Origin of the sequence: Pseudomonas sp. C11 (assembly GCF_034683865.1) — a bacterium.
Lineage (GTDB): Bacteria > Pseudomonadota > Gammaproteobacteria > Pseudomonadales > Pseudomonadaceae > Aquipseudomonas.
The window spans coordinates 131,264-156,484 of record NZ_JAWIIP010000011.1 but is presented as its reverse complement, the minus strand read 5'-3'; the positions used below and the strand labels follow the sequence as shown (position 1 = coordinate 156,484).

19 protein-coding genes are annotated in these 25,221 nt (G+C 63.9%); 13 read left to right on the top strand and 6 right to left on the bottom strand.

Annotated features, from left to right (window positions below; genetic code table 11):
* Nucleotides 1-88 precede the first annotated feature (88 nt).
* Nucleotides 89-2,830, top strand: coding sequence for a LuxR C-terminal-related transcriptional regulator (locus tag VC352_RS18470; protein WP_322980977.1), 2,742 nt, complete (start codon nucleotides 89-91; stop codon nucleotides 2,828-2,830).
* On the opposite strand, the gene VC352_RS18465 is transcribed toward VC352_RS18470, so the two are convergent.
* Nucleotides 2,819-3,685: a hypothetical protein gene (locus VC352_RS18465; protein ID WP_322980976.1), complete on the bottom strand. Its 867-nt coding sequence runs from the start codon at nucleotides 3,683-3,685 to the stop codon at nucleotides 2,819-2,821. The two genes, VC352_RS18470 and VC352_RS18465, sit on opposite strands and share 12 nt — an antisense overlap.
* A gap of 73 nt (nucleotides 3,686-3,758) precedes the next feature.
* Between VC352_RS18465 and VC352_RS18460 the strand changes: the two genes are divergently transcribed.
* Entirely contained in the window at nucleotides 3,759-4,415 is a 657-nt protein-coding gene (locus tag VC352_RS18460) for a TetR/AcrR family transcriptional regulator (RefSeq protein WP_322980975.1), read from the top strand.
* Nucleotides 4,416-4,484: 69 nt separating this feature from the next.
* Nucleotides 4,485-5,426: an alpha/beta hydrolase gene (locus tag VC352_RS18455; protein WP_322980974.1), complete on the top strand. Its 942-nt coding sequence runs from the start codon at nucleotides 4,485-4,487 to the stop codon at nucleotides 5,424-5,426.
* A gap of 42 nt (nucleotides 5,427-5,468) precedes the next feature.
* Here VC352_RS18455 and VC352_RS18450 read toward each other — a convergent pair whose 3' ends face one another.
* On the bottom strand, nucleotides 5,469-6,314 hold the full coding sequence (locus VC352_RS18450; RefSeq protein ID WP_322980973.1) for a metal-dependent hydrolase: 846 nt from the start codon (nucleotides 6,312-6,314) through the stop codon (nucleotides 5,469-5,471).
* 206 nt (nucleotides 6,315-6,520) lie between these two features.
* Between VC352_RS18450 and VC352_RS18445 the strand changes: the two genes are divergently transcribed.
* The 6 genes from VC352_RS18445 to VC352_RS18420 all read left to right on the top strand — a co-directional run bounded on the left by VC352_RS18445 (nucleotide 6,521) and on the right by VC352_RS18420 (nucleotide 15,778).
* Nucleotides 6,521-7,546, top strand: coding sequence for an AraC family transcriptional regulator (locus tag VC352_RS18445; RefSeq protein ID WP_322980972.1), 1,026 nt, complete (start codon nucleotides 6,521-6,523; stop codon nucleotides 7,544-7,546).
* Complete coding sequence (locus tag VC352_RS18440; RefSeq protein WP_322980971.1) at nucleotides 7,543-8,187, top strand: MBL fold metallo-hydrolase; 645 nt, start codon at nucleotides 7,543-7,545, stop codon at nucleotides 8,185-8,187. The genes VC352_RS18445 and VC352_RS18440 overlap by 4 nt, the downstream gene beginning before the upstream one ends.
* A gap of 65 nt (nucleotides 8,188-8,252) precedes the next feature.
* Nucleotides 8,253-8,921 (top strand): OmpA family protein, encoded by a 669-nt coding sequence (locus tag VC352_RS18435; protein ID WP_322980970.1) that lies wholly within the window; start codon nucleotides 8,253-8,255, stop codon nucleotides 8,919-8,921.
* Between the two features lie 121 nt (nucleotides 8,922-9,042).
* On the top strand, nucleotides 9,043-9,699 hold the full coding sequence (locus tag VC352_RS18430) for an OmpA family protein (RefSeq protein ID WP_322980969.1): 657 nt from the start codon (nucleotides 9,043-9,045) through the stop codon (nucleotides 9,697-9,699).
* Between the two features lie 163 nt (nucleotides 9,700-9,862).
* Nucleotides 9,863-13,576 carry a response regulator gene (locus VC352_RS18425; protein ID WP_322980968.1) on the top strand — a complete coding sequence of 1,238 codons (3,714 nt, stop codon included), beginning with the start codon at nucleotides 9,863-9,865 and terminating at the stop codon, nucleotides 13,574-13,576.
* Between the two features lie 45 nt (nucleotides 13,577-13,621).
* On the top strand, nucleotides 13,622-15,778 hold the full coding sequence (locus VC352_RS18420; protein ID WP_322981014.1) for a putative bifunctional diguanylate cyclase/phosphodiesterase: 2,157 nt from the start codon (nucleotides 13,622-13,624) through the stop codon (nucleotides 15,776-15,778).
* A 12-nt stretch (nucleotides 15,779-15,790) separates the two neighbouring features.
* Here the strand turns inward: VC352_RS18420 and VC352_RS18415 are convergent, their stop codons facing one another.
* From VC352_RS18415 to VC352_RS18400, 4 genes are all read right to left on the bottom strand, one after another.
* Nucleotides 15,791-16,687, bottom strand: a complete 897-nt coding sequence (locus VC352_RS18415; protein WP_322980967.1) for an acyltransferase — start codon at nucleotides 16,685-16,687, stop codon at nucleotides 15,791-15,793.
* Between the two features lie 209 nt (nucleotides 16,688-16,896).
* Nucleotides 16,897-18,990 (bottom strand): phosphate acetyltransferase, encoded by a 2,094-nt coding sequence (gene pta, locus VC352_RS18410; RefSeq protein ID WP_322980966.1) that lies wholly within the window; start codon nucleotides 18,988-18,990, stop codon nucleotides 16,897-16,899.
* A gap of 8 nt (nucleotides 18,991-18,998) precedes the next feature.
* Nucleotides 18,999-20,183 (bottom strand): acetate kinase, encoded by a 1,185-nt coding sequence (locus VC352_RS18405; RefSeq protein WP_322980965.1) that lies wholly within the window; start codon nucleotides 20,181-20,183, stop codon nucleotides 18,999-19,001.
* Nucleotides 20,184-20,474 carry a DUF3565 domain-containing protein gene (locus VC352_RS18400; protein WP_322980964.1) on the bottom strand — a complete coding sequence of 97 codons (291 nt, stop codon included), beginning with the start codon at nucleotides 20,472-20,474 and terminating at the stop codon, nucleotides 20,184-20,186.
* 11 nt (nucleotides 20,475-20,485) lie between these two features.
* Between VC352_RS18400 and VC352_RS18395 the strand changes: the two genes are divergently transcribed.
* The 4 genes from VC352_RS18395 (at nucleotide 20,486) to clpB (ending at nucleotide 25,163) form a co-directional block, all read left to right on the top strand.
* On the top strand, nucleotides 20,486-20,971 hold the full coding sequence (locus VC352_RS18395) for a peptidylprolyl isomerase (protein ID WP_322980963.1): 486 nt from the start codon (nucleotides 20,486-20,488) through the stop codon (nucleotides 20,969-20,971).
* Nucleotides 20,972-21,122: 151 nt separating this feature from the next.
* Nucleotides 21,123-21,608, top strand: a complete 486-nt coding sequence (locus VC352_RS18390; protein ID WP_322980962.1) for a glutathione peroxidase — start codon at nucleotides 21,123-21,125, stop codon at nucleotides 21,606-21,608.
* A gap of 133 nt (nucleotides 21,609-21,741) precedes the next feature.
* Nucleotides 21,742-22,479 carry a nitroreductase family protein gene (locus tag VC352_RS18385; protein ID WP_322980961.1) on the top strand — a complete coding sequence of 246 codons (738 nt, stop codon included), beginning with the start codon at nucleotides 21,742-21,744 and terminating at the stop codon, nucleotides 22,477-22,479.
* A gap of 119 nt (nucleotides 22,480-22,598) precedes the next feature.
* A complete protein-coding gene (gene clpB / locus VC352_RS18380) occupies nucleotides 22,599-25,163 on the top strand; it encodes an ATP-dependent chaperone ClpB (RefSeq protein ID WP_322980960.1) in 2,565 nt (854 codons plus the stop codon).
* The last annotated feature ends 58 nt before the right edge of the window (nucleotides 25,164-25,221 follow it).

The following is a 25,221-nucleotide window of genomic DNA, read 5'->3' as shown; positions in this document are numbered from 1 at the left end:
GTAGCGGAGCCTTCAAATGGGGCGTGCAAGTCGCTAGGCTGGGGTCAGGTCGCAGGTGACTGACCATAACGCTTCCAAGAATCGGCCGATGACAGACCTTTCTCGCATGCCAGGATTGCCCTACGCCCCGGCCACGCCACTGGAGGCGCGCTTCTATCGTCCGCCTCTGCCGGCCGGGCATGTCTCTCGTCCACGCTTGTGCGAGCGCCTGGAAGATGGGCTGCAGGGGCGTCTGCTGCTGGTCTGCGCGCCGGCAGGCTTTGGCAAGAGCTCCCTGGCTATCGAGTTCTGCGAGCGTCTTCCTGCTTATTGGCACAGCCTCTGGCTCGGTCTGAACGACCGTGACAGGGATCCCGGGCGTTTTCTCGAGCGTTTGCTGTTGGGCTTGCAGCAGTTCTTCCCTGGGCTGGGCGCCGAGGCTCTGGGGCTGCTGAAAATGCGCCAGCGGCACCAGCCTTTCGCATTCGAGCAGTGGCTGGATGGTTTGCTGGACGAACTGACTTCGGTGCTGGATGAATCCCAGCCCCTGTTGCTGGTGCTGGACGACTACCACCTGGCACAGGGCGCCGTACTGGATCGGTGTCTGCAGTTTTTCCTCAATCACTTGCCACCAGGCATCCTCCTGCTGGTCACTAGCCGTCAGCGTCCGGATTGGCACCTGGCGCGTCTGCGCCTGTCGAGGCAGTTGCTGGAACTGAGCGAGCAGGATCTGCGCCTGACCAGCGATGAGTTGAGCGCCTTGCTGAGCAGTCAGGGCGCCTGTTTCGAACGCCAGCAGGTGGCCAACATCCTGCAGCGCAGCGAGGGCTGGGTGGCGGGGTTACGCTTGTGGCTGCTGGCGCGTGACGATTGTCCGAGCGCTGCGCGCGAGCCCCTGCCGCTGCACGGTGGTGAGGGGCTGATCCGCGACTATCTGCTGGAAGAGGTGATCGAGCGCCAGCCGGCGGAGGTGCAGCAGTTTCTGATGGAAACGGCCTGTCTCGAACGCTTCTGTGCAGAATTGTGCGATGCCGTGCGGGATGCCGGTGACAGTGCCGCGATCCTTCGTCATTTGCAGGCCAACCAGGTCTTTCTCGTGCCTTTGGACGAGCAAGGGCGCTGGTTTCGCTACCATCACCTGTTCTCCGACCTGCTCAATGCTCGCCAGCATGAAGCGACCGGGTATGCGCGCGGCGGCGCCCATCTGCGCGCCTGTCGCTGGTTCGCCGCCCAGGGCCTGCTCGAGGCAGCGGTCGAACAGGCGCTGCTGGCCGGGCAGACCGATGTTGCCGCCAGCCTGGTGCAGAACCTTTCCGAAGAGCAACTGCTGGCCGAGCAGAACATCGCCATGTTGCTGCGCTGGAAGACCAACCTGCCCGACAGCCTGCTCTCCAGCACGCCGCGTCTGATCATGCTCTATGGCTGGGCATTGGCGCTGGCCTGTCAGTTGGACGCTGCGCAGGAGTTGCTCGATCAGCTTGGGCGCTTTCTGCCGGCAGCCGATCCGGTGACGCAGCGCAGCCTGCTGGCCCAGTGGCAGGCGCTGGATGGCATGATTGCCCGCGGACGTGGTGATGGTGAGCGCGCCGAGCGTCAGGCCAGCGAGGCGCTGACGGGGCTGAGCAATGATCGTTACGGGCCGCTCTTCATGTGCCTGGCCAACCTGGCCAATCTGGCGGTGGTGCGCGGCGATCTGTGGCGCGCCCGTGGCCTCAATCGTGACGCCCTGGAGCTGGCGCAGCGGGTGGGCAATCCGTTGTTCGAAGCCATTGCCTATTACGAGCGTGCGCGGGTGCTGCAGGCGCGAGGCGAGGTGCACCGTGCGCTCGACGAGGTGCACCAGGGGCAGCATTGCCTGCGTGAGTTGCCGACACAGAGCAACTACTCCGTGCGCGCGCGGCTGCAGATCTATGAGGGTTACCTGCAGAGTCTTCTTTTGCAGCCGGACAGCGCCCTGGAACATTTGCAACGCGGGGTCGCTGAAGCCAGGGGCTGCCGCGATGTCGGCGTGTTGATCGGTTACTGCGTGATGGCCAGTCTGGAGGGGCGCAATGGGCGCAGTGCCGAAGCGTTCGCCCTGCTGGGTGAGGTAGAGCGGCTGATGCACGTCTGGGATGTGCCGGCGATCTATTACCTGGCGATGGTTACGCTGATCAAGTGCGAGCTGTGGTTGCGCCAGGGGCAGATCGAGCTGGCATCCGCCTGGCTGCCGCAGCTGGAGGAGACCTACGGCGCGCAGGGGCGCACTACCGCCCCCGAGTTCCATCCGCAACTGGTACTGCACATCGAGTTGCAGGTGGCTGCCCTGGAACGCCTGCAGGGTGACCTCGGCGCGGCTGAGCGGCGCCTGCGCGCGCTGGTGCAGCAGGCTCAGCCGATGGGCGTGCAGTTGGTGGGCATGATGGCGCAGGGACAACTGGCGCAGCTGCTGCACCAGACCGGCAACGCCCGTGAGGCTCGGCAGTATCTCGATGCCTGTTTGGAGGCTGCCCAAGGGGGCGCCTTGCTGCCATTCGAGGAACTGCTGCAGCACCAGCCACATTGGCTCGCTGCCCAGTTGCGTGAGCGCCCCACCAGCCCGGTACGCGATGCCTTGCTGACGCGTCTGCCGTGCGCGCAGGCGGATGAGCCATCAGTCGAACTCGCTGCGCCGGCCGAGAAGCTCAGCAGTCGAGAACTGGCTGTCCTGCAGTTGATTGCACGCGGCTGCTCGAACCAGGAGATCAGCGAGCGTCTGTTCATCTCCCTGCATACGGTCAAGACTCACGCCCGGCACATCAACAGCAAGCTGGGGGTGGAGCGACGTACCCAGGCCGTCGCGCGAGCCAAGACGCTGGGCCTACTGGCCTGATGGCGGTGGCGTCAGATCCAGCACCTTGGGTTGGGGTTTGGGTGCAACGGGCTCTGCCTGCTTGACCAGCACGTCCTGGTGGATGAGGCGCAATACCGGTAGCAACGTGGCCATGTTCTCGCGCACTTGCGGGTAGCGATGTTGCTGACTGGTCTGCTCGATGCGTGTCAGCAGTTGAGTTTGCACATCGGCGGGCAGATGCACGAACAGCTCCGGCAATTGCTGGCTCAGCTCTGCGCTGTAAAGCAGCAATTCCTCGCGGCCGAAGGCCTGGGTGAGATTCAGATAGTCCAGGGCGCTGCTGGTCAGCATCGCCGCAGCCGCCTTGGTTTCCTGCAGGCCTTGCAGGCGTATGGGTTTGCTCTGTTCGGTTTGTGACAGGGTCATCCAGAACTCGGTGGTCAGGCTGAACAGAATCGCCTGCTGGCGCAGCGAATAACTCATCAGCCCCAGTGCCTCCGCGGCATAGGGCTGCTGCTTGGCGCGAAAGTCGAAGTACAGACGCATCAGCTCCTTGAGCTGGAACAGTACTTCGCGCGCCTCGTTCTGACGCAGTTCCAGTGGTGCGTAGATGTTCAACTGGGGGCGGAAGTTGTCCGGCGAGACCATGCGCTGGTAGATCGGCCCGGTGAACTCGCCGCTGCGCCGGGGCAGGGCGTTGGCCTGGTTGCCCTCGACTTTTTGCAGGGCTTCGAGCAATTGCTGGTAGTCACTGCTGCGCCAGGGCCGGTCGAGATCCGGGATGCGCTGGCCGAGGTAGAACAGTTCGGCTGCGTGCAAGGGGCCACAGACCAGCAAAAGGATGGCCAGCGGCCAGAGCAGGCGACGTGCTAGGGTGGTCGGCACAGTGATCATCCGTAGTGGCAGTTGGCTCCAGCGTACTCAGCTCGTGGCCGCTCGTCACCCGCGCCTTGGTTGGGAGCATCGCATGGAGCAGTTGGCGGCGGTACAGGCCGTGTTCGAAGACCTCGGCGGTTACGGCGCGCTCGCCGGCCAGCGCGCGGGTGATGGGCCGCTGGTCGGGCATCTGCAGCGTACCCATATCCAACTGGCTGCGATCGCGGTGTTCGCCCGCAAGGGCCTGGAGCAGGTTACCGTCGGTGACCTGCTGGAAGCTGCTCAGGTATCGCGGCGTACCTTCTACAAATACTTCGCCAACAAGATGGAGGTGCTCGAGGGCATCTACCAGACGGCCGTACTGCTCCTGCTGGCGCGCTTTCGCGAAATGCGCCAGGTGGCCGGCAGTTCCGATGCCTGGCTGCGGGCGATGGTCGGTCGCTTCTTCGACTATCACCTGGCTGTGGGGCCGATCATCCGCATGATGCAGCAAGAGGCTCTGCGCGCCGACTCGCCTCTGGCGGCACACCGGCAGCGTGCTCACGAGGAGATGCGGCGACTGCTGATCGAGCGGCTGGAGCCGGCGCTGCAACCACGCGACCCGCTCGTCTACCAGGCGCTGATCTGGGCGTTGGAGGCTGCCTCTCTCGATCTGCTCGGGCGTAACGCCAGCCGTGCCGAGATCGAGCGGGCCAAGGCCGTACTCAGTGATGTGTTGATCGCTTCGTTGTGTCCAGCCTCAACCTAGGTTGGGCAGCGTTTGCTGAGGTGCCATGTTTTCATCGGTGCCACACCAACAATAATCGAGGTATCGCGCATGACCGCCAATAGCTTGCCCCTGCAACCCCCATTGGCTGCCGGTTTTGCCCGGCTTGGCTTCGGTGCCTTGTCACTCGAGCGACTCAAGGCGCGTTATGGCAATGCCGCCGAGGGTTCCCGCTATATCGAGCTCGATGGCTTCACGGTGCACTACCGGGACGAGGGCAGCCGCGACAAGCCGGCGCTGGTGATGATCCACGGCGTGGTCGCATCGCTGCATACCTGGGATGCCTGGGTGCAGGCCTTTGCTCCGCATTACCGCATCATCCGTTTCGACGTCCCGGGCTTCGGCCTGACCGGCCCGGCGCGGAATGGCGGATATTCGGCCGAGCGCATGCTCGGCGTGCTGGGCCTGCTGCTCGACTATTTGCAGGTCGACAGGGCCGATATCGCCGGTAACTCCCTCGGCGGCTACATCGCCTGGAACTTCGCCCTGGCACAGCCGCAGCGGGTTGGCAAATTGGTGCTGATCGATCCGGCCGGCTATCACATGGCCAAGGTGCCCTGGATGATCGCGTCCGCGGCGCTGCCCGGTGCCACCCTGGCGATGCCGCTGTGGATGCCGCGCGCGCTGATCGCTCAGGGCATCAAGGAGGTCTACGGCGAGCCAGGACGAATCAAGCCGGGCGTGGTCGACCGCTACTACGACCTGTCGCGCCGTCCGGGCAATCGCCGCGCGATGATGGATATCTTCCGTGTGCTGTTGAATGTGAACAAGACCGAACTGGCGGGCACGCCGCAACGCGTCGCGCAGATCCAGGCGCCCACCTTGCTGATGTGGGGCGAGCGTGATCGCTGGATTTCGCCTCGTCATGTGCCGCTCTGGCAGCGTGATCTGCCGGGTATCCAGGTCAAGGTCTATCCGGGTGTCGGGCATATCCCCATGGAGGAGATTCCCGAGCAGAGTGCGGCAGACGCGATGCGTTTCCTGCTGGGGTGACGGGGAGGAAGGCTTAGCCCGGACAGCGTCCGGGCTACGGCTTCAGGCGGCGCTGGCCTGAGAGGGAGAGACCTCATCGAACTCCACGCGAGTGGCGTGCAGCAGGTCGAGGTTGTCGTGCTGCCAGGGGTGGAAGCCGGGCTTGAAGAAGTCGCGGTAGGTGCCGAGCAGGGGGCGGAACACGCCCTCCTTGCCCCACATCCAGCGCAGGCCGTCACGCCAGACGCGCCAGTTCCACAGCAGGCCGTCGACCTTGAGCATGTGCGCCAGGCCGCGCGTGGTGTCGAGCACGAAGAAGAAGGTGCCCATGACCATCGCCCGCCGCAACAGCCGACGGCTGCCGCATACCTGGTTGTAGACGTCGAACGCCACGGCCTTGTGCTCGGTTTCTTCCAGCGCGTGCCAGCGCCACAGGCGCGCCAGTTCAGGCTGGGCGCCAGCCAGGTACTGCGGGTTGCGCAACAGGCCGTCGGCCATGATCGCGGTGATGTGCTCCAGGGCTGCGGTCGCGGCGAGCTGGCGCTGTGGCGAGAATTTCTTCTGGGTGTAACGAATACGCGCCCGCGCCCGTTTTTCGATGCGCTCGATGTCGTAGCCGAGGTCGCGCAGGCGTTGGCTGTACTCCAGGTGCTCGCGGCTGTGATGACCTTCCTGACCGATGAAACCGCGGATCTGCTCCCTGAGCTGAGCATCCTCGATGCGATCACGGAAGTGCCTGACCGAGTCGATGAAGAAGCGCTCGCCATCCGGAAACAGCACGGACATGGCGTCGAACAGATGGCTCTTGAAGGCATCGCCGCTGTGCCAGTGACGGGGCAGTGGATTGGGCAGGTCGAAATCCATGTGCCGGGGGCGGATCTGCAGTCCTGCCGGAGTTGTACTGGCCATAGGGCCTCCCAGGTGGTGAGTAATCCACGCTCACTATGCGGGCCGCATCACCAGACGCACAGGTTAGGAGCAGCCAGAGTTCAGGTCATATCCGGCCACGCTTTATCTCGCCAGTAAAAAGTTGGGTAAGGGTGCGCTTGTGGTGGGGCAGTGGGCGGAATAAGGTCGGTATCGGTCATATCCGGCCAGACTGCTCAGGTTCCCTCATGAGGCAAGCCTTCGATTTCAGCGCAGAGTTGGTTCCGGTCGCCTATGCCGAGGCGCTCTTGCAACTGGCCGAGGAATACGGCGTCGCGCGTGACGCCCTGTGCGTGGCGGCTCGGGTCAGGCCCGAAGTGCTTGCCAGCCCGACCGGACGCTTGTCCTTCGTCGACTTCCATCAGTTGAGTCAGGCCGCTCTGGATCGCTGTGGCGATCCGGCGCTGGGCCTGGTGCTGGGGCAACGCTTGAACGTGTCCACCCATGGCATCCTCGGCTATGCCGTGCTTTCCAGCGCCAATTTGGGAACGGCATTGCAGTTCGCCCTGCGCTATTACCGCGTACTGGGGCTGGCGTTCGAGCTGGAGATGATCGAGCAGGATGGCCATGCGGAGCTGCGAGCCGTGGAGTCCTTCCCGATGGGGGCACAGTCGCGCTTCGCTGCCGAGGGGCTGCTGACCAGCATCCATACCATTGCCCGCTTTCTCTTGGGCGACGATCTCGACGGCTTGGCTGTGGGGTTCGCCCATGCCGCACCGCCTTATGCCGAGCGCTACCGCGAGGTATTCGGTGTGCCGGCGCAGTTCGAGCAGGCCTGCCACTGGCTGCGCCTGCCCAGCCATTACCTGCAACGCTCGATGGCATTGGCCAATCCGGCCACGGTGCAGATGTGCGAGCAACAGTGCGAGGCCCTGCTGGCCAGCCTCGACGTCCAGGACGCCCTGCTCACACGGGTGCGCCGCCTATTGTTGGCGCGACCTGGCGACTTTCCCGATCTCGACGGCGCTGCGCAGGCGTTGCACACCAGTGCACGCAGCCTGCGCCGGCACCTGTCACAACTGGGCACCAGCTACCAGCAGGTGCTCGACGACGTACGCCGTCGCCTGGCGCTGCAGTACCTGACTACCACGCACCTGCCGTTGTTCGAGATCGCCCACCTGCTGGGCTACAGCGACCCCTCCAATTTCCGCCGTGCGTTCCGCAAATGGACGGGTAAACTGCCGAGTGACTATCGTCACGAGGACATCCGATGAACACCGCTGTGCCCGCCCTGATTCGTGAAACCTTTCCCGTCGGCCCCTTGCAATGCAACTGCACGATCATCGGTGACCCGCTGACCAAGAAGGCCATCGTGGTTGATCCGGGCGGCAATTCCGATCTGATCATGGCGCGCCTCGACGCCCATGGGCTGAAGGTGGTGAGCATCATTCACACCCACGCGCACCTCGACCATTTTCTCGCTTCCGGACAGATGAAGGAGAAGACCGGGGCCACTTTGCACCTGCACAAGGACGATCAGTTCCTCTGGGACAACCTGGAGATGCAGTGTCAGATGTTCGGCGTCCCCTACACGCCGGTGCCTGCACCGGATCGCTGGCTGGCCGATGACGAGGAATTGGCCTGCGGTTGTGGCGTGGCCTTGCACACCCCTGGCCATACACCGGGCTCGATGAGCTTCTGGTTCGCCGATGCCAAGCTGTTGATCGCCGGTGACACCCTGTTCCGTCGCGGCATCGGCCGCACCGACCTGTGGGGCGGGGATTACGCGACCATCGAGCGTTCGATCAAGCAGCGCCTTTATCGCCTGGATGAGGAGGCCACCGTGGTCACCGGCCATGGGCCTGATACGCGGCTAGGTGACGAGATGCGCGAGAACCCTTTTATTCGGGCCTGACAGGGCACTAAATTCGTGATTCGCGTTCAAAAGGCCATCATCCCGCCGCTCCTGGAGATGCTTCCATGTTCCGCCTGACCCTGATTGCCCTGTGCTCTTCCGCTCTGCTGATTTCCGGCTGCGCCTCGCAGAATCCGTACGACCAGAGTGGCCCGACCTCCAACCGCACCGCCACCTATGGCGGCTTGGGAGCACTGGCTGGCGCCGCCGCCGGCGCCCTGATCAATCACGACAACCGTGGCAAGGGCGCATTGATCGGTGCCGCCGTGGCGGGCGCGGCGGCGGCGGGTTATGGCTATTACGCTGACAAGCAGGAGGCAGAGCTGCGCCGCAGCATGCAGGGCACCGGCGTCGAGGTGCAGCGCCAGGGCGACGTGATCCAGTTGGTCATGCCCGGCAATATCACGTTCGCCACCGACTCGGCGCAGATCGCCAGCAGCTTCTACCAGCCGCTGAACAACCTGGCCAACTCCTTCCGCCAGTACAACCAGAACAGCATCGAGATCGTCGGGCACACCGACAGCACCGGCTCGCACAGCCACAACATGGATCTCTCCCAGCGCCGCGCGCAGAGCGTCGCCGACTATCTGCTGGCGCAGGGGGTCGACCCGAGCCGCCTGAGCACCCGTGGTATGGGGCCGGATCAGCCGGTGGCGAGTAACGACACCGCTGACGGCCGCGCGCAAAACCGCCGTGTCGAGGTCACGCTGCGTCCGTTGCCTGGGGCTCAGTGACAGCCAGCTACTAACCAGCTTTTGTGGAGCGCCGCAAAATATGAGGGAACTTCGAGCTTCCGTCCTGGCTCGAAGTCCTTGGCTAACTGCCTGAAATCCCAAGTATTCTAAGGACGCTCCCATGAAAATCTGGCGTAATCTGGCTGCAGCAACTGCAGTCATGGCCGTACTGGCCGGCTGCACCACCAACCCCTACACCGGTGAAAGTCAGGCTGGCAAAGCCGGTATCTATGGCGGTATCGGCGCAGCGACAGGAGCCGTGATCGGGGCCGCTACATCGAGCAAGAAGGATCGTGCCAAGGGTGCCCTGATCGGCGCAGCCGTCGGCGGTGCGGCCGGTGGCGGCTACGGCTACTACGTCGATACCCAGGAAGCCAAGCTGCGCCAGACCCTGCAGGGCACTGGTGTGCAGGTGCAGCGCAATGGCGATGACCTGAAACTGATCATGCCCGGCAATATCACCTTCGCCAGCAATTCGGCGGACATTTCCAGCAGCTTCTACCCGACGCTCAACTCGCTGGTGCTGGTGTTCAAGGAGTTCGACAAGAACGGTGTGAATATCGTCGGCCATACCGACAGCACCGGTTCGCAGGCGCTCAACCAGAGCCTGTCACAGCGCCGTGCGCAGAGCGTCGCCGATTACCTGAGCGGCAATGGCGTCGCTGCCCAGCGTATTTCCGCCTATGGCGCAGGCCCCAGCCAGCCCATCGCCAGCAACGCCACCGATGCCGGCCGTGCGCAGAACCGCCGCGTCGAGATCAACCTCCGCCCGCTCTGACCCTGGCTGAAGCCCCTGCTCTGCAGGGGCTTTCCAAGCGCCTATGGTCTCTCGTCTGGCCAAAGGCCAGTCGTCGAAAACCTGTCTAGACTGCTTGCAAGTGGTTCTGTGACGCTCGTGCACGATTGGTGCGCGGTGGTTTTGGATGACCGAGGGATTATGAATGGACGACAGAGCAGTCCAGCCCCCCAAACCCTGGCTGCCGATTCTGGTAGCGCTTGCTCTGACGCTGACCCTGGGCGGTTTGCTGCTGTGGCAGAGTCGGGTGGCGTACGAACGCCAGAGCGAGGATCGCCAGCACCGCTTTCAGCTCGAAGCCAAGGATATCGGCCAGCGCATCCTGGCGCGGATGCAGACCTACGAGATGGTGCTGCGTGGAGTCTCCGGGCTGATGGTGGGCAGCGATCAGGTTTCGCTCGGCGAGTGGGAGCGGGCGCTCGATCAACTGCAGTTGCAGGATCGCTACCCCGGTATCCAGGCGGTCGCCTGGTCACGATACGTTCGCGCCAGTGAGGTCGAGGCATTTCGCCGCGAAGCGCAGGAGCGAAACCGCAGCGGTTTTCAGTTGTTCCCGGAAAACGCTCAGCCCCCGCACCTGTTCGTCGACTATGTCAGCCCGCTCGACTGGCGCAACCGGCGTGCGCTTGGTTTCGACATGCTCAGTGAGCGCGTGCGCCGAGAAGCGATCCAGCGTGCCATCGAAACCGGGGAGGCCAGCCTGAGCGGGCCTGTGGTATTGCGTCAGGAAACCGATGTGAACCCACAGCATGGACTGCTGCTGTTCCTGCCGGTGTTCCGCACCGGCCTGCCGCTGAATACGGCCGAGCAGCGTCGTGAAGCCCTGCTCGGCATGGTGCATGGGGCGTTTCGCAGCCATGACCTGATCGAGGGCATTCTCGGCCTGCAGAGTCGCAGATTCGATATCGTGCTGCAGGATAAGTCCGAGGATGACGGCCCTCTGCTCAGCATGACGCGGCCCAGTGGGGGCGAGCCTGCGTTGTTCGTCAACCACCAGGAACTGTCGCTTTATGGCCGTACCTGGCTATTGGCCGTGACCGGTACGGTGGAATACGAGCGCGCGCTGAGCGAGGACAGCGGCTCGTTCAATCTTTGGGCCGGTCTGGCAGCCACTGTGCTTTTTGCCTTGCTGGTGGGCGGGTACCTGTATCAGCGTGATCGCAAGGAGTATGTCGCCGAGCTGGCGACTGCGGCGTTGCAGGAGCGTGAGGAGCGTTTTCGCCTGCTTATCGAACGCCTGCCGGTAGCGACTCTGCTGTGCAACGACGCGGGGCGTATCGAGATCGCCAACCGCAGCGCGGCGGAGCTGCTGGATTGTACGGTGCATGCGTTGATCGGCGAGACGGTGTTGCGAGTGTTGCCCAGCATCGAGTCGCCCAGCGATCTGCGGCAGCACCTGGACGAGTCCGATGAGCGGGTAGTGCGCACCCTGCGCGGTGACACCGTCCCGGTCAGCATCAGTCTCAACAGTCTGCACGAGGGCAGTGGTTATCTGCTCAATCTGGTCGATCTGCGCGCACGTAAGGTGGCCGAGGAACGCTTCCGCCTGGTGGTCGAGGCCTCGCCCAATGCCATCGTGCTGGTCGACGGCCTGGGACGTATCGCCATGGTCAATCGTCAGACCGAGCTGCTTTTCGGCTATGAGCGTCAGGCGCTGTTGGGCGAGCCGGTGGAAATGCTACTGCCCGACGCTCAGCGCGGTGTTCACGTCGGTCTGCGCCGGGGTTATCAGGCCATGCCCGAGCAGCGCCGCATGGGCAGCAACCGCGAGCTGTTCGGGAAGCACCGTGAAGGGCGGCTGATCCCCCTGGAGGTAGGTCTCTCGCCGATTCGCAGTGGTGACGAGAACCTGGTGCAGGCGGTGATCATCGATATCAGCGAGCGCAAGGCGGCTGAGCACAAGCTGCGTGAACAGGCTGAGCAACTGCTGTTGGCCAACCGCTACAAATCCGAATTTCTCGCCAACATGTCCCACGAGCTGCGCACGCCGCTCAATAGCATCCTCATCCTCAGTGATCAACTGCGCCAGAACCTGGCCGGCAACCTGACGGAAAAACAGAGCAAACACGCCGACATCGTGCACCGAGCCGGCACCGATCTGCTGCAGTTGATCAACGATGTGCTCGATCTGGCCAAGGTAGAGTCCGGACGCATGCAGCTCAAGCTGGAGCCGATCAGCATGCAGGACGTGCTGGTCGAGCTCGATGCCAGCCTGCGACCGATGGCCGAGCTCAAGGGGCTGCGCCTGCATATGCAACTGGACGCCGGTGTACCCCGCATGGTGCATACCGACCGTGTGCGCCTGCACCAGATTTTGCGCAACCTGCTGTCCAACGCGCTGAAGTTCACCGATCACGGCGAAGTGACGCTTACCGTCAGCTGTCAGGACAAGCTCGACGATGGACGCGAACTCCTGTGTTTCAGCGTGCGCGACACCGGTATCGGCATCGATCCGGCGCAGCATGAGCTGGTGTTCCAGGCTTTTCAGCAGATCGACGGTTCCACCAGCCGGCGTTTCGGTGGCACCGGCCTGGGCCTGGCCATCACGCGTCAGCTGGTGCTGGCGCTCGATGGCGATATTCGTCTGCAAAGTGCGCCGGGGCAGGGCTCGACATTCACCGTGCACCTGCCTGTACGAACCGTGCCCAACGTGCTCGAGGCGCCTGTCGAGGGGCCGCACAGGGCGGGAGAAGGACCGCCGCTGTTGATCGTCGAGGACGATGCCAACTTTGCTGCGGTGATCGCCGAAGAGGCGCACGGCCATGGCTTCTCCAGCGTGCACTGCCGCACGGGTCTGCAGGCCCTGAGCCTGCTGCAGCAGGAGACCTTCACTGCAGTGATCCTCGACATCCTGTTGCCGGATATCAGCGGCTGGCAGCTGTTCCGGCGCCTGCGCTCGCAGCCCAGCCATCGCCACACGCCGGTGCACATCATTTCCTGCGTGCCACAGCCGGCAGGCTGGAACGATGACGGTACGCGCTATCTGGTCAAACCTATCGGGCGTGATGAGCTTGAGCAGGTGTTCCTCGAATTGCAGCACGAGCAGCGCCCCGATCAGCGCCTGCTGCTGGTCGAAGACGTCGAGGTGGAGCGCGAGCATTACCGCGATGAGCTGACGCGGCTGGGCTTCGAGGTCACGGCTTGCGCCAGCGCCGACGAGGCCTGTGAGGCTTATGCACAGGGCAGCTTCTGCGCGCTGGTGATCGACCTCGATCTCCCCGAACAGGATGGCTTCGGCCTGCTCGAGCGGCTCAGCCAGATCCGCACGTTGCAAGGCGCGCGGGTGGTCATCAACACCGGCGTGGATGTAACCCAGCAGGCCTTGCAACGCCTGCGTCGCTACAGCGCGGTGGTGGTACGCAAGCATGGCGAGGATACCCAGGCGTTGTGTCAGGCCGTGCAAGGTTTTCTCGGCGACGTGCGTGCACCGGAGCGTGCCCGCGCGGCGCAGAGCATGCTGCAGGGCCAGCGCATCCTGCTGGTCGACGACGATGTGCGCAATGTCTACGCGCTGACCGCCCTGCTCGACGAGGCCGGGCTGCAGGTCTGCTCGGCCAAGGACGGTCTCGAGGCCATTGCCAGTTATCAGCGCGAACCATTCGACCTGATCCTGATGGACATGGCCATGCCCAACATGGACGGCTACACCGCCACACGTCTGCTCAAGGAGGAGCACGGTTGCACGCTCCCCATCATCGCCCTGACGGCACATGCCATGAAGGGCGATCGCGAAAAATGCATTACCGCCGGGGCGGACGACTACATGGCCAAGCCGGTCAAGCGTGACGAACTGCTGGCGCTGCTCGAGCGCTGGTTGGGCGGGGCGTCGCTACCGCCAGGCCGCAATGATCTAACCTGAGAACAGGAGTCACCGGTGCGAGGGCAGAAGGATAGAGGACTGATGATGGCCCAGGAGCAGAGCAAGACCGCCACCGTGCCCGCCAAGCAGGTATTGCTGGTGGTGGATGACCGTGCCGAAAACCTCGAAGCCATGCAGGCGTTGCTGGACGAGGGGGACTGGCTGCTGCGTTGCGCCAGTTCCGGGGAGGAGGCGCTGCGCTGCCTGCTGGAGGAGGAAGTGGGGCTGGTGCTGCTGGATGTGCAGATGCCGGGCATGGATGGCTTCGAAGTGGCACGTCTGATGCGCGGCAACCCGCGTACACGGCTGATTCCGATCATCTTCGTTTCGGCCATCGCCCAGACTCAGGACGCGGTGCTGCGGGGTTACAGCACCGGCGCCGTGGACTTCGTGCTCAAGCCGTTCGACCCCACCGTGCTGCGGCACAAGATCCACAGCCTGCTCGAACATGAGCGCAATCGCTGCGAATTGCAGATGCTCACCCAGCAGCTCGACCGTGCCCGTGCCTTCAATGCCTCGGTACTGGCCAATGCAGCCGAGGGCATCATGGTGGTCGGCGACGACGGTTTCATCCAGTTCGCCAACCCGGCCATGGCGCAGATGCTCGATGGCGAAGTCGCCGATCTGGAGGGCTCGCAGCTGTTGTCGTTCCTGCAGAGTCCGGCAACCGAGGGCGGCTGGCGAGAGTCCGAGTTCTATCAGCATTTCAAACGCGAGGCGACCTACCGTGTGCATGAAGCCATGCTGCGCACGTTCAGCGGCGGCTACCTGCCAGTAGCGCTGTCCTGTTCGCCACTGCAGCGTTCTCAGCAGGCCATGGTGGTGATCGCGCTGGATATGTCGGTGGTGCGCAATCTGCACGCTCAGCTCGAATCGCAGGCGGTGACCGACTCGCTCACCGGTTTGCTCAACCGCCGTGGTTTTCACCAGGCCCTGGGGTCGGCGCTGGCGCGAATCGAACGCAGTGGCCAGCGCCTGGCTGTGCTGTATCTGGATCTCGACGGTTTCAAGCGCATCAACGATTCCCTCGGCCATGATGTTGGCGATCAGTTGCTGCGCCGTGTCGGTGAACAGCTGAAGGCCTGCCTGCGCCCCTATGACAGCCTGGCCCGCATCGGTGGCGACGAATTCACCGCGCTGCTCGACAACCTCGGGCACCCGGAGGATGCGGCCAAGGTCGCCGAGAAGCTGATCGAGCTGGTGTCCGTGCGGCATACCCTCGACGGGGTGGACTTCACGCTGGGCGCCAGTGTCGGCATCGCCTGTTTTCCTGAGTGCGGGCAGAGCGTCGAGGGCTTGCTACGTTCGTCAGACATGGCCATGTACGAGGCCAAGCGGGCCGGGCGCCAGCAGTACCGCTTCTTTTCTCCCGAGATGAACGGCCGCGCACGGTCGCGGCTGATGCTCGAGGAAAGCCTGCGCCACGCCATCGAAAACGACGATTTCGTGCTGGTCTATCAGCCTCAGGTATACCTCGACAGCGGTCGCCTGCGTGGCTTCGAGGCGCTGCTGCGCTGGCAGCATCGGGTGGCGGGTACGGTGGCGCCGAACGTGTTCATTCCACTGCTCGAGGAGACGCGGCTGATCAATCGCCTCGGCGAGTGGATCTTCCGTGAGGGCGCGGGACAACTGGCGGATTTTCGTGGGCATTTCGGCGAGGATCTGGTGCTGAGCCTGAACGTCAGCCCGGTGCAGTTTGGCATGCCGCAGCTGGTGTCGGAGTTGCAGCGCGCGCTGGAACGTTTCGGCCTGAAACCGAGCCAGTTGGAGGTCGAAGTCACCGAGAGCGCGTTGATGCAGGATCTGCAACTGACGCAGTCACAGCTACGCCACCTGCGCGAGCTCGGGGTGAAGATTGCCATCGATGATTTTGGCACCGGCTACTCGTCGCTGGCCTACTTGCGGCACTTCGAGCTGGATACCCTGAAGATCGACCGGCTGTTCATCGCCAACATGCTCGAATCCCCGCGTGATGCGGCCGTGGTCAGTACCATCATCGACCTTGGCCGCCACCTGGGGCTGGAGATCATCGCCGAGGGGGTAGAAACCCAGGCGCAGCGCGAGTGGCTGACGCAGCATCAATGCACCGTGATGCAGGGCTTTCTGGTCGCGCCAGGCATCCCTCCGAGCGAAGCCCTGCAAGTGCCGGCCCTGTTGGACTGGAACGGCCTGCCGCTGCCGCGGCCGAGCAAGCCGCAGTGATGCCGGCGCGGGTCAGGCTGCGCGGTGCAGGGCGTCCAGTTCGGCGTCCTTTTCCTGCCAGAGCTGGTTGACCCAGCTCTGGAACGCCTGCCGGTACGCGTCGTCCTGATCGTAGTTGCGGCCAATGAACTCGCGCGGGATGTCCACCTGCTTGAAGCGCACCCGCACGGCATCCAGGCGACCGCAGAGCAGATCCCAGAAACCGGGTACGCCATGCGGGTAGTGGATGGTGACATTGACGATGCTGTGCAACTGCTCGCCCATGGCATCGAGGACGAAGGCGATGCCGCCGGCCTTGGGTTTGAGCAGGTACCTGAACGGCGACTGCTGCTGCGCATGCTTGGCTGGCGTCAGGCGTGTGCCTTCGAGGAAGTTGAATACCGCCACCGGGTTGGTTTTGTAGCGGGCACAGGCCTTGCGCGTGGTGGCCAGATCCTGGCCGCGCTTTTCCGGGTACTTGGCCAGGTATTCCTTGCTGAAGCGCTTCATGAACGGGAACTCCAGCGCCCACCAGCACAGACCGATCACCGGTACCCAGATCAGCTCCTGCTTGAGGAAGAATTTCAGCAGCGGCATGCGCCGGTTGAGCAGGTATTGCAGCACGAGAATGTCCACCCAGCTCTGGTGGTTGCTGGTCACCAGGTAGGAATGGCGCGTATCGAAGCGCTCGAGGCCCTGCACATCCCATTCGATCCGGCCGACCAGGCGCATCCAGAACTTGTTGATGCCGATCCAGCTTTCGGCGACGCCATGCATGACGAAGCGCAGTGCGCGTTGAATCGGCGCGAATGGCAGCAACAGTTTGAGCAGGGCGATGATGAACAGCGGCCAGCACCAGAACAGCGTGTTGAGAGCCAGCATCAGGCCGGCGAGCAGGCCGCGCAATGGGGCAGGCAGGAAGTGCAGCATCGGACGAACGTCTCCAAGGGATGACACGCCTGGGCATTCTTCGAGGCCCATGGCGATGTAAGGGGCAGCGGCAGTCCCTGCTGCAAACCGTTTCGGGCGCCAAGGTTAACGGTTGTGCACTGACCTGCAAGTGCCAGCCTTGACCAATTGGTTTCGAGGTGCGGTTCGCGCCGCAGCGAGCAGGGCCCGCTGCGGCTGCGCGCGCCACATCAGTGCGCCAGGTTGGCCGCCTGAATGGCCGTCAGAGCAATGGTATAGACGATGTCATCGACCAGCGCACCGCGCGACAGGTCGTTAACCGGCTTGCGCAGGCCCTGCAGCATCGGGCCGACGCTGATGCAGTCGGCGCTGCGCTGCACCGCCTTGTAGGTGGTGTTGCCGGTATTCAGGTCGGGGAACACGAACACCGTGGCGCGCCCGGCCACCGGGCTGTTCGGCGCCTTCTGCTTGCCCACGCTTTCGATGGCGGCGGCGTCGTACTGCAGCGGGCCGTCGAGCGGCAGTTCCGGGCGTTTTTCACGGGCCAGGCGAGTAGCGGTGCGCACCTTTTCCACTTCCTCGCCGCTGCCGGAGTCACCGGTGGAATAGCTGAGCATGGCCACGCGCGGGTCGATACCGAAAGCCTGGGCGGAGGCCGCGCTTTGCAGGGCGATCTCTGCCAGTTGCTCGGCATTGGGATCCGGGTTCACCGCGCAGTCGCCGTAGACCAGTACCTGATCCGGCAGCAGCATGAAGAACACCGACGACACCAGGTTGTAGCCGGGGGCGGTCTTGATTAGCTGCAACGCCGGGCGGATGGTGTTGGCGGTGGTGTGGATGGCGCCGGACACCAGGCCGTCGACCTCATCCAGCGCCAGCATCATGGTGCCCAGCACCACGCTGTCTTCCAGTTGCGCTTCGGCCATCGGTGCGTTCAGCCCCTTGCCCTTGCGCAGCTCGACCATCGGCTCGATATAGCGACCGCGAATCAGATCCGGGTCGAGAATTTCCAGCCCTTGCGGCAGTTCGATGCCTTGGGCGCGGGCGACGGCGTGAACGTCTTCCGGCTTGGCCAGCAAGACGCAGCGGGCGATACCACGAGCCTGGCAGATGGCCGCGGCCTGTACAGTACGCGGCTCGGCACCTTCCGGCAGGACGATGCGCTTGGCGGCGGCCTTGGCCCGTTGTACCAGTTGATAGCGGAAGGCGGGGGGCGACAGGCGCAGCTCACGTGGCGTGCCGCAGCGGGCGCTCAGCCAGTCGTGATCGATATGCCCGGCGACGAAATCGGAGACCTTCTGCGCACGTTCGCGGTCATCTAGCGGGATTTCCTTGTTCAGGCGGTTGAGGTGGGTGGCGGTGTCGTAGGAGCCGGTGCTCACGGTCATCACCGGCAGGCCGCTGGCCAGGGCGCCCTGGCACAGCTCGAGGATGCGCGGGTCCGGGGCGAAATCGCTGCACAGCAGCAGGCCGGCCAGGGGTACGCCGTTCATCGCCGCCAGGCAGGCGGAGAGGATGATGTCATCGCGATCGCCCGGAGTGACCACCAGGGTGCCGGGTTTGAGCAGTTGCACGCTGTTGGCCACGGCGCGGGCACACAGCACGATCTTGTTCATGCGCCGTTGCTCGTAGTCACCGGCGTTGAGGATGCGCGCACCGAGCAGTTCGGCAATGTCCTTGGTGCGTGGCGCGTTCAGTTCGTCGAGCCACGGAATGCAGCCGAGCAGGCGAAAGTCATCGCTCTTGAGCAGGGGCGAGATTTCACCCAGGCGCGTGGTGAAGGCGGCGAGGCCATCCTCACTGCGCACCTTGTTGAGGATCACGCCGAGCACCTTGGCATCTTTCGGCCCGCCGAACTGCTGGGCCTGAATCTCGATGCGGTCGCACAGCTCGTTGAGGCTCTCGTCTTCCGGCGCGCTGACCAGAATCACGTCGGCATCCAGGCTCTTGGCCAGGTGCGAGTTGACCCGCGCGGCGTAGCTGGCCTGGCGCGTCGGCACCATGCCTTCGACGATGACCACGTCCTTGCCGGCGGCCGCCTGCTGATAGAGGCTGATGATTTCTTCCAGCAGCTCATCCAGGTGGCCATCGCCGAGCATGCGTTCGACGTGGCTGAGCGATAGCGGCTTGGGTGAATGCAGGCCGTGGGTGCGGGCGATCAGTTCGCTGGAGCGCTCCGGGCCGTGGTCACCGATATGCGGTTGGGCGATGGGTTTGAAGAAGCCGACCTTGAGGCCGCTGCGCTCCAGGGCGCCGACCAGACCCAGGCTGATGGAGGTAAGGCCGACACCGAAGCCGGTGGGGGCGATGAAGAAGGTATGCATGAAAAACCTCAGTCGAGCAGGGCAAGGGTGTCGAGAGCGATCTGCCGCTCTTCGTTGGTCGGTACCACCAGCACGCGCGGGGAGCCGTCGCTGTGGATGGCGCCAGCGACGCCGCGAACGCAGCGTGCATTGGCCTCGGCATCGAGTTTCAGGCCGAGCAGGGCGAGGTGGGCGAGGGTCTTGCTGCGAACCAGCGGCGAGTTCTCGCCAATGCCGCCGGTGAAGATCAGGCCATCGAGCCGCTGCAGCGCGCAGCTCATCGCCGCCAGCGACTTGGCCAGGCGGTAGCAGAACACCTCGATAGCCAGGGTTGCGCCGGCATGGCCCTGTTCGCGCGCCTGCTCCAGCGTGCGCATGTCGTTGGACAGCCCGGAGAGGCCGAGCAGGCCGCTCTCCTTGTTGAGCAGAGCGTCGATGCGCTCCAGGCTCCAGCCCAGGGTGCGGGCCAGGTGGCTGTGCAGGTTGGGGTCGACATCACCGCTGCGCGTGCCCATCACCAGGCCTTCCAAGGGGGTCAGCCCCATGCTGGTATCGCGGCTGTGGCCGTTCTCTACCGCGCAGGTCGAGCTGCCGTTACCCAGGTGCGCCACCAGCCAGCTGCTGGTGTCATACGCCAGGCCGCTCAGCTGTGCGGCTTGCTGGCTGACGTAGCGATGGCTGGTGCCATGGAAACCATAGCGGCGTACGCCGTGCTCGGCGTACAGCGCCTGCGGCACGGCGTAGCGGTAGGCGTGCTCGGGCAGGGTCTGATGAAAGGCGGTGTCGAATACGGCGACATGCACCAGTTCCGGGAACAGCTTCATCGCGGCTTCGATGCCTTGCAGATTGGCCGGGTTGTGCAGCGGCGCCAGGGGGGCGATCTGGCGGATGAGCTGCAGGCTGGCGGCGTCCAGGCGGCAGGCACCGGAAAAATATTCGCCGCCATGCACCACGCGATGGCCGATGCCATGCAGTTCTCCCGCTGCCGCTCCCTGCACGATGGGCAGCAGGTGCGACAGGGCCAGGCGGTGATCGGCGCCGGGTAGCACCAGGCTGTCGCGCGTCGCTTCCTGCTGCCAGTGCAGCACGGCCTCAGGGCTGCCGAGGCGCTCGGCCAGGCCACTGAGGAGGAAGGTGTCTTGCGCTTCGTTGACCAGCGCGAACTTGATCGAGGAACTGCCGCAGTTGATTACCAGGATATTGCGTGCCGGCATTTAGGCTTCCTTGTTGTCTTCGGTCGGGCGGTCATCGCCCTTATTGCACCAGCCACAGGCGAAGTGGCTGCCGATTCTGGCCTGGCGCTGCCGGGCATCGAGCACCCAGGCGCGATTCTGCCAGGGAGGTTGATGCCGCAGATGCTGGCTATGACCGCAAGACAAGACTGCCACCCAATGACCGTCTTCGTCCTGACGAAAATCAACGATGCATGCAGCCCGTTTGTCTGGGGTCGGGTCGCAATCGTGGCCAGCCTTGGTTAAACTTGCTCGTTCATTTCTCTTTCGCAAAAGGTCTCCCCATGCTGATCGCCGCCAACAAGGCCGTCTCCATCGACTATACCCTGACCAACGATGCCGGTGAGGTGATCGACAGCTCCGCTGGCGGCGCGCCGCTGGTATATCTGCATGGTGCCGGCAACATCATCGCCGGTCTCGAGAAGGCTTTGGTCGGCAAGCAAGCCGGTGATGAGCTGGACGTTTCCGTCGAGCCGGAAGAAGCCTACGGCGAATACAGCGCCGAACTGGTCGCCACCCTGAGCCGCGCCATGTTCGAAGGCGTCGACACCCTTGAAGTCGGCATGCAGTTCCACGCCTCCGGCCCGGACGGCAGCATGCAGATCGTCACCATCCGCGACATCGATGGCGACGACGTCACTGTCGACGGCAACCACCCGCTGGCCGGCCAGCGCCTGAACTTCAAGGTCAAGGTCGTCAACGTGCGTGACGCCAGCGAAGAAGAAGTCGCCCATGGTCATATCCATGGTGAAGGTGGTCATCACCACTGATTGATTCGAAGCGACTTGCGGTCGTTCTTTTCGAGCAAACCGCTGCTAAGCTCAATCATGCGATCAAGGCGCCTCAGGGCGCCTTTTTCATGCGTCGCAACCGGCAGGGCGGCTTGGCCCTGTTGCACTGGATTCGCCGAGGAAGTTCGTCATGAGTGCCTTTCACGATCTCAATCTGCGCGCGCTGGACGGCCAGGAACTGCCGTTGGCGCCTTACAAGGGCCAGGTGGTGCTGGTGGTCAACGTCGCCTCAAAATGCGGCCTGACGCCCCAGTACGCCGGGCTGGAAAAGCTCTACCAGCAATACAAGGGCAACGGCTTCACGGTGCTGGGGGTGCCGTGCAACCAGTTCGCCGGCCAGGAGCCAGGTAGCGAGGACGAGATCCGTTCGTTCTGCAGCCTCAACTACGGCGTGAGTTTCCCTCTGGGCAGCAAGCTGGAAGTCAACGGCCCCGGTCGCCATCCGCTGTATCGCCTGCTGGCGGGCGAGGGCGCGGAATTTCCGGGCGATATCACCTGGAATTTCGAGAAGTTCCTGGTCGGCCAGGACGGCCGCGTGCTGGCGCGCTTCTCGCCACGTACCACACCGGAAGATCCGGCGCTGATCCAGGCCATCGAGAAAGCCCTCGGTCTGTAAGCGCAAGGCGCCTGCTGCCTCGAACGACGCAGCGGGCGTGGCTAATCGGCCAAATCCACGGCCATTTCCTCTCGTACGCTTGTTCGCCGGGTTGCCTGGTTGCCTAATCGGGCGACTGCCGAGGAGTGTGCCCATGACCCCCTTTCCCAACGAGCAAACGCCCGCCATGGCTTCGCCGGCCGAACTGCGCGCCTTGATCGAAAGCCGCCGCGCGGTGCGACGTTTTACCGAGGAGCCCGTAGCGGACGCGGTGATTCGCGATTGCCTGGAATTGGCCGTGCTGGCGCCGAACTCCTGCAACCTGCAGCCGTGGAGCTTCCAGGTGATTCGCGACCCGGCCCTGTTGGCGCAATTGCATCCGGTGTGCATGAGCCAGAATGCCGCGCGTGCGCCTTTGATCATCGCCGTGCTGGCGCGGCCGGACACCTGGCGCCAGGCCTGTCGCAACGTCATCGATCATTGGCCCGAGGCCGAGGTGCCGGCGCGCATCCGCCACTTCTACAGCAAAACCGCGCCGTTTCAGTACAACCAGGGGCCGCTGGGGCTGCTCGGCCTGTTCAAGCGCCAACTGGTGCGCCTGATGGGGTTGCGCAAGCCCCTGATGCGCAGGCCCAACAGCAAGGCCGATATGCGCCAGTGGGCGGTGAAGTCCACTGCGCTGGCGGCAGAGAACCTGATGCTGGCCTTCCAGAGCCATGGCTATGCCACCTGTCCGATGGAGGGCTTCGACGAACCGCGCTTGCGTCGTGTGCTGGACATCCCGCGCCAGGCCATCCCCATCATGCTGCTGGCCGTTGGGCGCCAGGGCGAGAAGGGCGTGTACAACCCGCGTTTGCGCTTTCCGCTGGAACAGCAGGTGATCTGGCGCTGATCTGGATCAAGTCGCCCTATCTTGAATACGGCGTAATCGTCCTTATCTAGTCTGCATCTCAGCGGGTTTCTTTTTTCGGGGAAGTTGTCCCGGCCCGCCACTCTGGAGGAAGGACATTTATGCGTATCGATCGTTTGACCAGCAAGCTGCAACTTGCACTCTCCGACGCCCAATCCCTGGCGGTGGGCATGGATCATGCCGCCATCGAGCCGCTGCACCTGCTGCAGGCGCTGCTCGAGCAACAGGGCGGCTCGATCAAGCCGCTGCTGATGCAGGTGGGCTTCGACATCAACAGCCTGCGCCAGGGCCTGACCCGCGAGCTGGATCAGCTCGGCAAACTGCAGAACCCCACCGGCGACATCAACCTGTCGCAGGATCTGGCGCGCCTGCTCAACCAGGCCGACCGCCTGGCGCAGCAGAAGGGCGACCAGTTCATTTCCAGCGAACTGGTGCTGCTCGCCGCCATGGACGAGAACACCAAGCTGGGCAAGCTGCTGCTTGGCCAGGGCGTATCGAAGAAGGCCCTGGAAAACGCCATCGCCAACCTGCGTGGCGGCCAGGCGGTGAATGATCCCAACGTCGAGGAGTCGCGTCAGGCGCTGGACAAGTACACCGTCGACCTGACCAAGCGTGCCGAGGACGGCAAGCTCGACCCGGTGATCGGCCGCGACGACGAGATTCGCCGCACCATCCAGGTGCTGCAGCGCCGCACCAAGAACAACCCGGTGCTGATCGGCGAACCCGGCGTGGGCAAGACTGCCATCGCCGAAGGTCTGGCCCAGCGCATCGTCAATGGCGAAGTGCCCGATGGTCTGAAAGACAAGCGTCTGCTGTCGCTGGACATGGGCTCGCTGATCGCCGGCGCCAAGTTCCGTGGCGAGTTCGAGGAACGCCTCAAGGCGGTACTCAACGAGCTGTCCAAGCAGGAAGGGCGCATCATCCTGTTCATCGATGAGCTGCACACCATGGTCGGCGCCGGCAAAGGCGAAGGTGCCATGGACGCCGGCAACATGCTCAAGCCGGCCCTGGCCCGTGGTGAGCTGCACTGCGTCGGTGCCACCACGCTGGACGAGTACCGCCAGTTCATCGAGAAGGACGCTGCCCTGGAGCGCCGCTTCCAGAAGGTGCTGGTGGACGAGCCGAGTGAGGAGGACACCATCGCCATCCTGCGTGGCCTGAAAGAGCGCTACGAGGTGCACCATGGCGTGACCATCACCGATGGCGCGATCATCGCGGCGGCCAAGCTCAGCCACCGCTACATCACCGACCGCCAGTTGCCGGACAAGGCCATCGACCTGATCGACGAAGCGGCCAGCCGCATCCGTATGGAGATCGACTCCAAGCCGGAGGAACTGGATCGCCTGGATCGTCGCCTGATTCAGCTGAAGATCGAGCGCGAGGCGCTGAAGAAGGAAGACGACGACGCAGCCCTCAAGCGCCTGGAAAAGCTCAAGGAAGACATCGCCCGTCTGGAGAAGGAATACGCCGACCTCGACGAAATCTGGAAGTCGGAGAAGGCCGAGGTACAGGGTTCGGCGCAGATCCAGCAACGCATCGAGCAGGCCAAAGCCGATCTTGAGGCGGCGCGGCGCAAGTCCGACCTGCAACGTATGGCCGAGCTGCAGTACGGCATCATCCCTGATCTGGAGCGCAGCCTGCAGATGGTCGACCAGCACGGCAAGAGCGAGAACCAGTTGCTGCGCAGCAAGGTCACCGACGAGGAAATCGCCGAGGTGGTGTCGAAGTGGACGGGCATCCCGGTGAGCAAGATGCTCGAAGGTGAGCGCGAGAAACTGTTGAAGATGGAAGGCCTGCTGCACCAGCGCGTGATTGGGCAGGATGAGGCGGTGGTGGCTGTGGCCAATGCCGTGCGTCGTTCGCGTGCCGGATTGGCCGACCCAAACCGGCCGAGCGGTTCGTTCCTCTTCCTCGGCCCGACCGGGGTGGGCAAGACCGAGCTGTGCAAGGCGCTGGCCGAGTTCCTCTTCGACACCGAAGAGGCGCTGGTGCGCATCGACATGTCCGAGTTCATGGAGAAGCACAGCGTTGCCCGCCTGATCGGTGCGCCGCCCGGCTATGTCGGTTATGAAGAAGGCGGTTACCTGACCGAGGCGGTGCGTCGCAAGCCGTATTCGGTGGTGCTGATGGACGAGGTGGAAAAGGCCCATCCGGACGTGTTCAACGTCTTGCTGCAGGTGCTGGAAGACGGCCGTCTGACCGACAGCCATGGCCGCACCGTGGACTTCAAGAACACCGTGATCGTGATGACCTCCAACCTCGGCTCGGCGCAGATTCAGGAGCTGATCGGCGACAAGGAAGCGCAGCGCGCGGCGGTGATGGATGCGGTGAGCAGCCACTTCCGCCCCGAGTTCATCAACCGCATCGACGAGGTGGTGGTATTCGAGCCGCTGGGCCGCGAGCAGATCGCCGGTATCGCCGAGATTCAGCTGCAGCGCCTGCGCGGTCGGTTGGCCGAGCGTGAGCTGAGCCTGGATCTGACGCCGGAGGCGCTCGACAAGCTGATCGCCGTCGGTTACGACCCGGTGTATGGCGCGCGGCCGCTCAAGCGTGCGTTCCAGCGCTGGATCGAGAACCCGCTGGCGCAGCGCATCCTGGCTGGCGACTTCGCACCGGGGGCGCAGGTCAAGGCCAAGGTGGAGGGCGAGGAGATCGTCTTCGCCTGATCGGTTGCTGCGTAAACACGAAGGCCCGCCAATTTGGCGGGCCTTTGCTTTTGTAGCC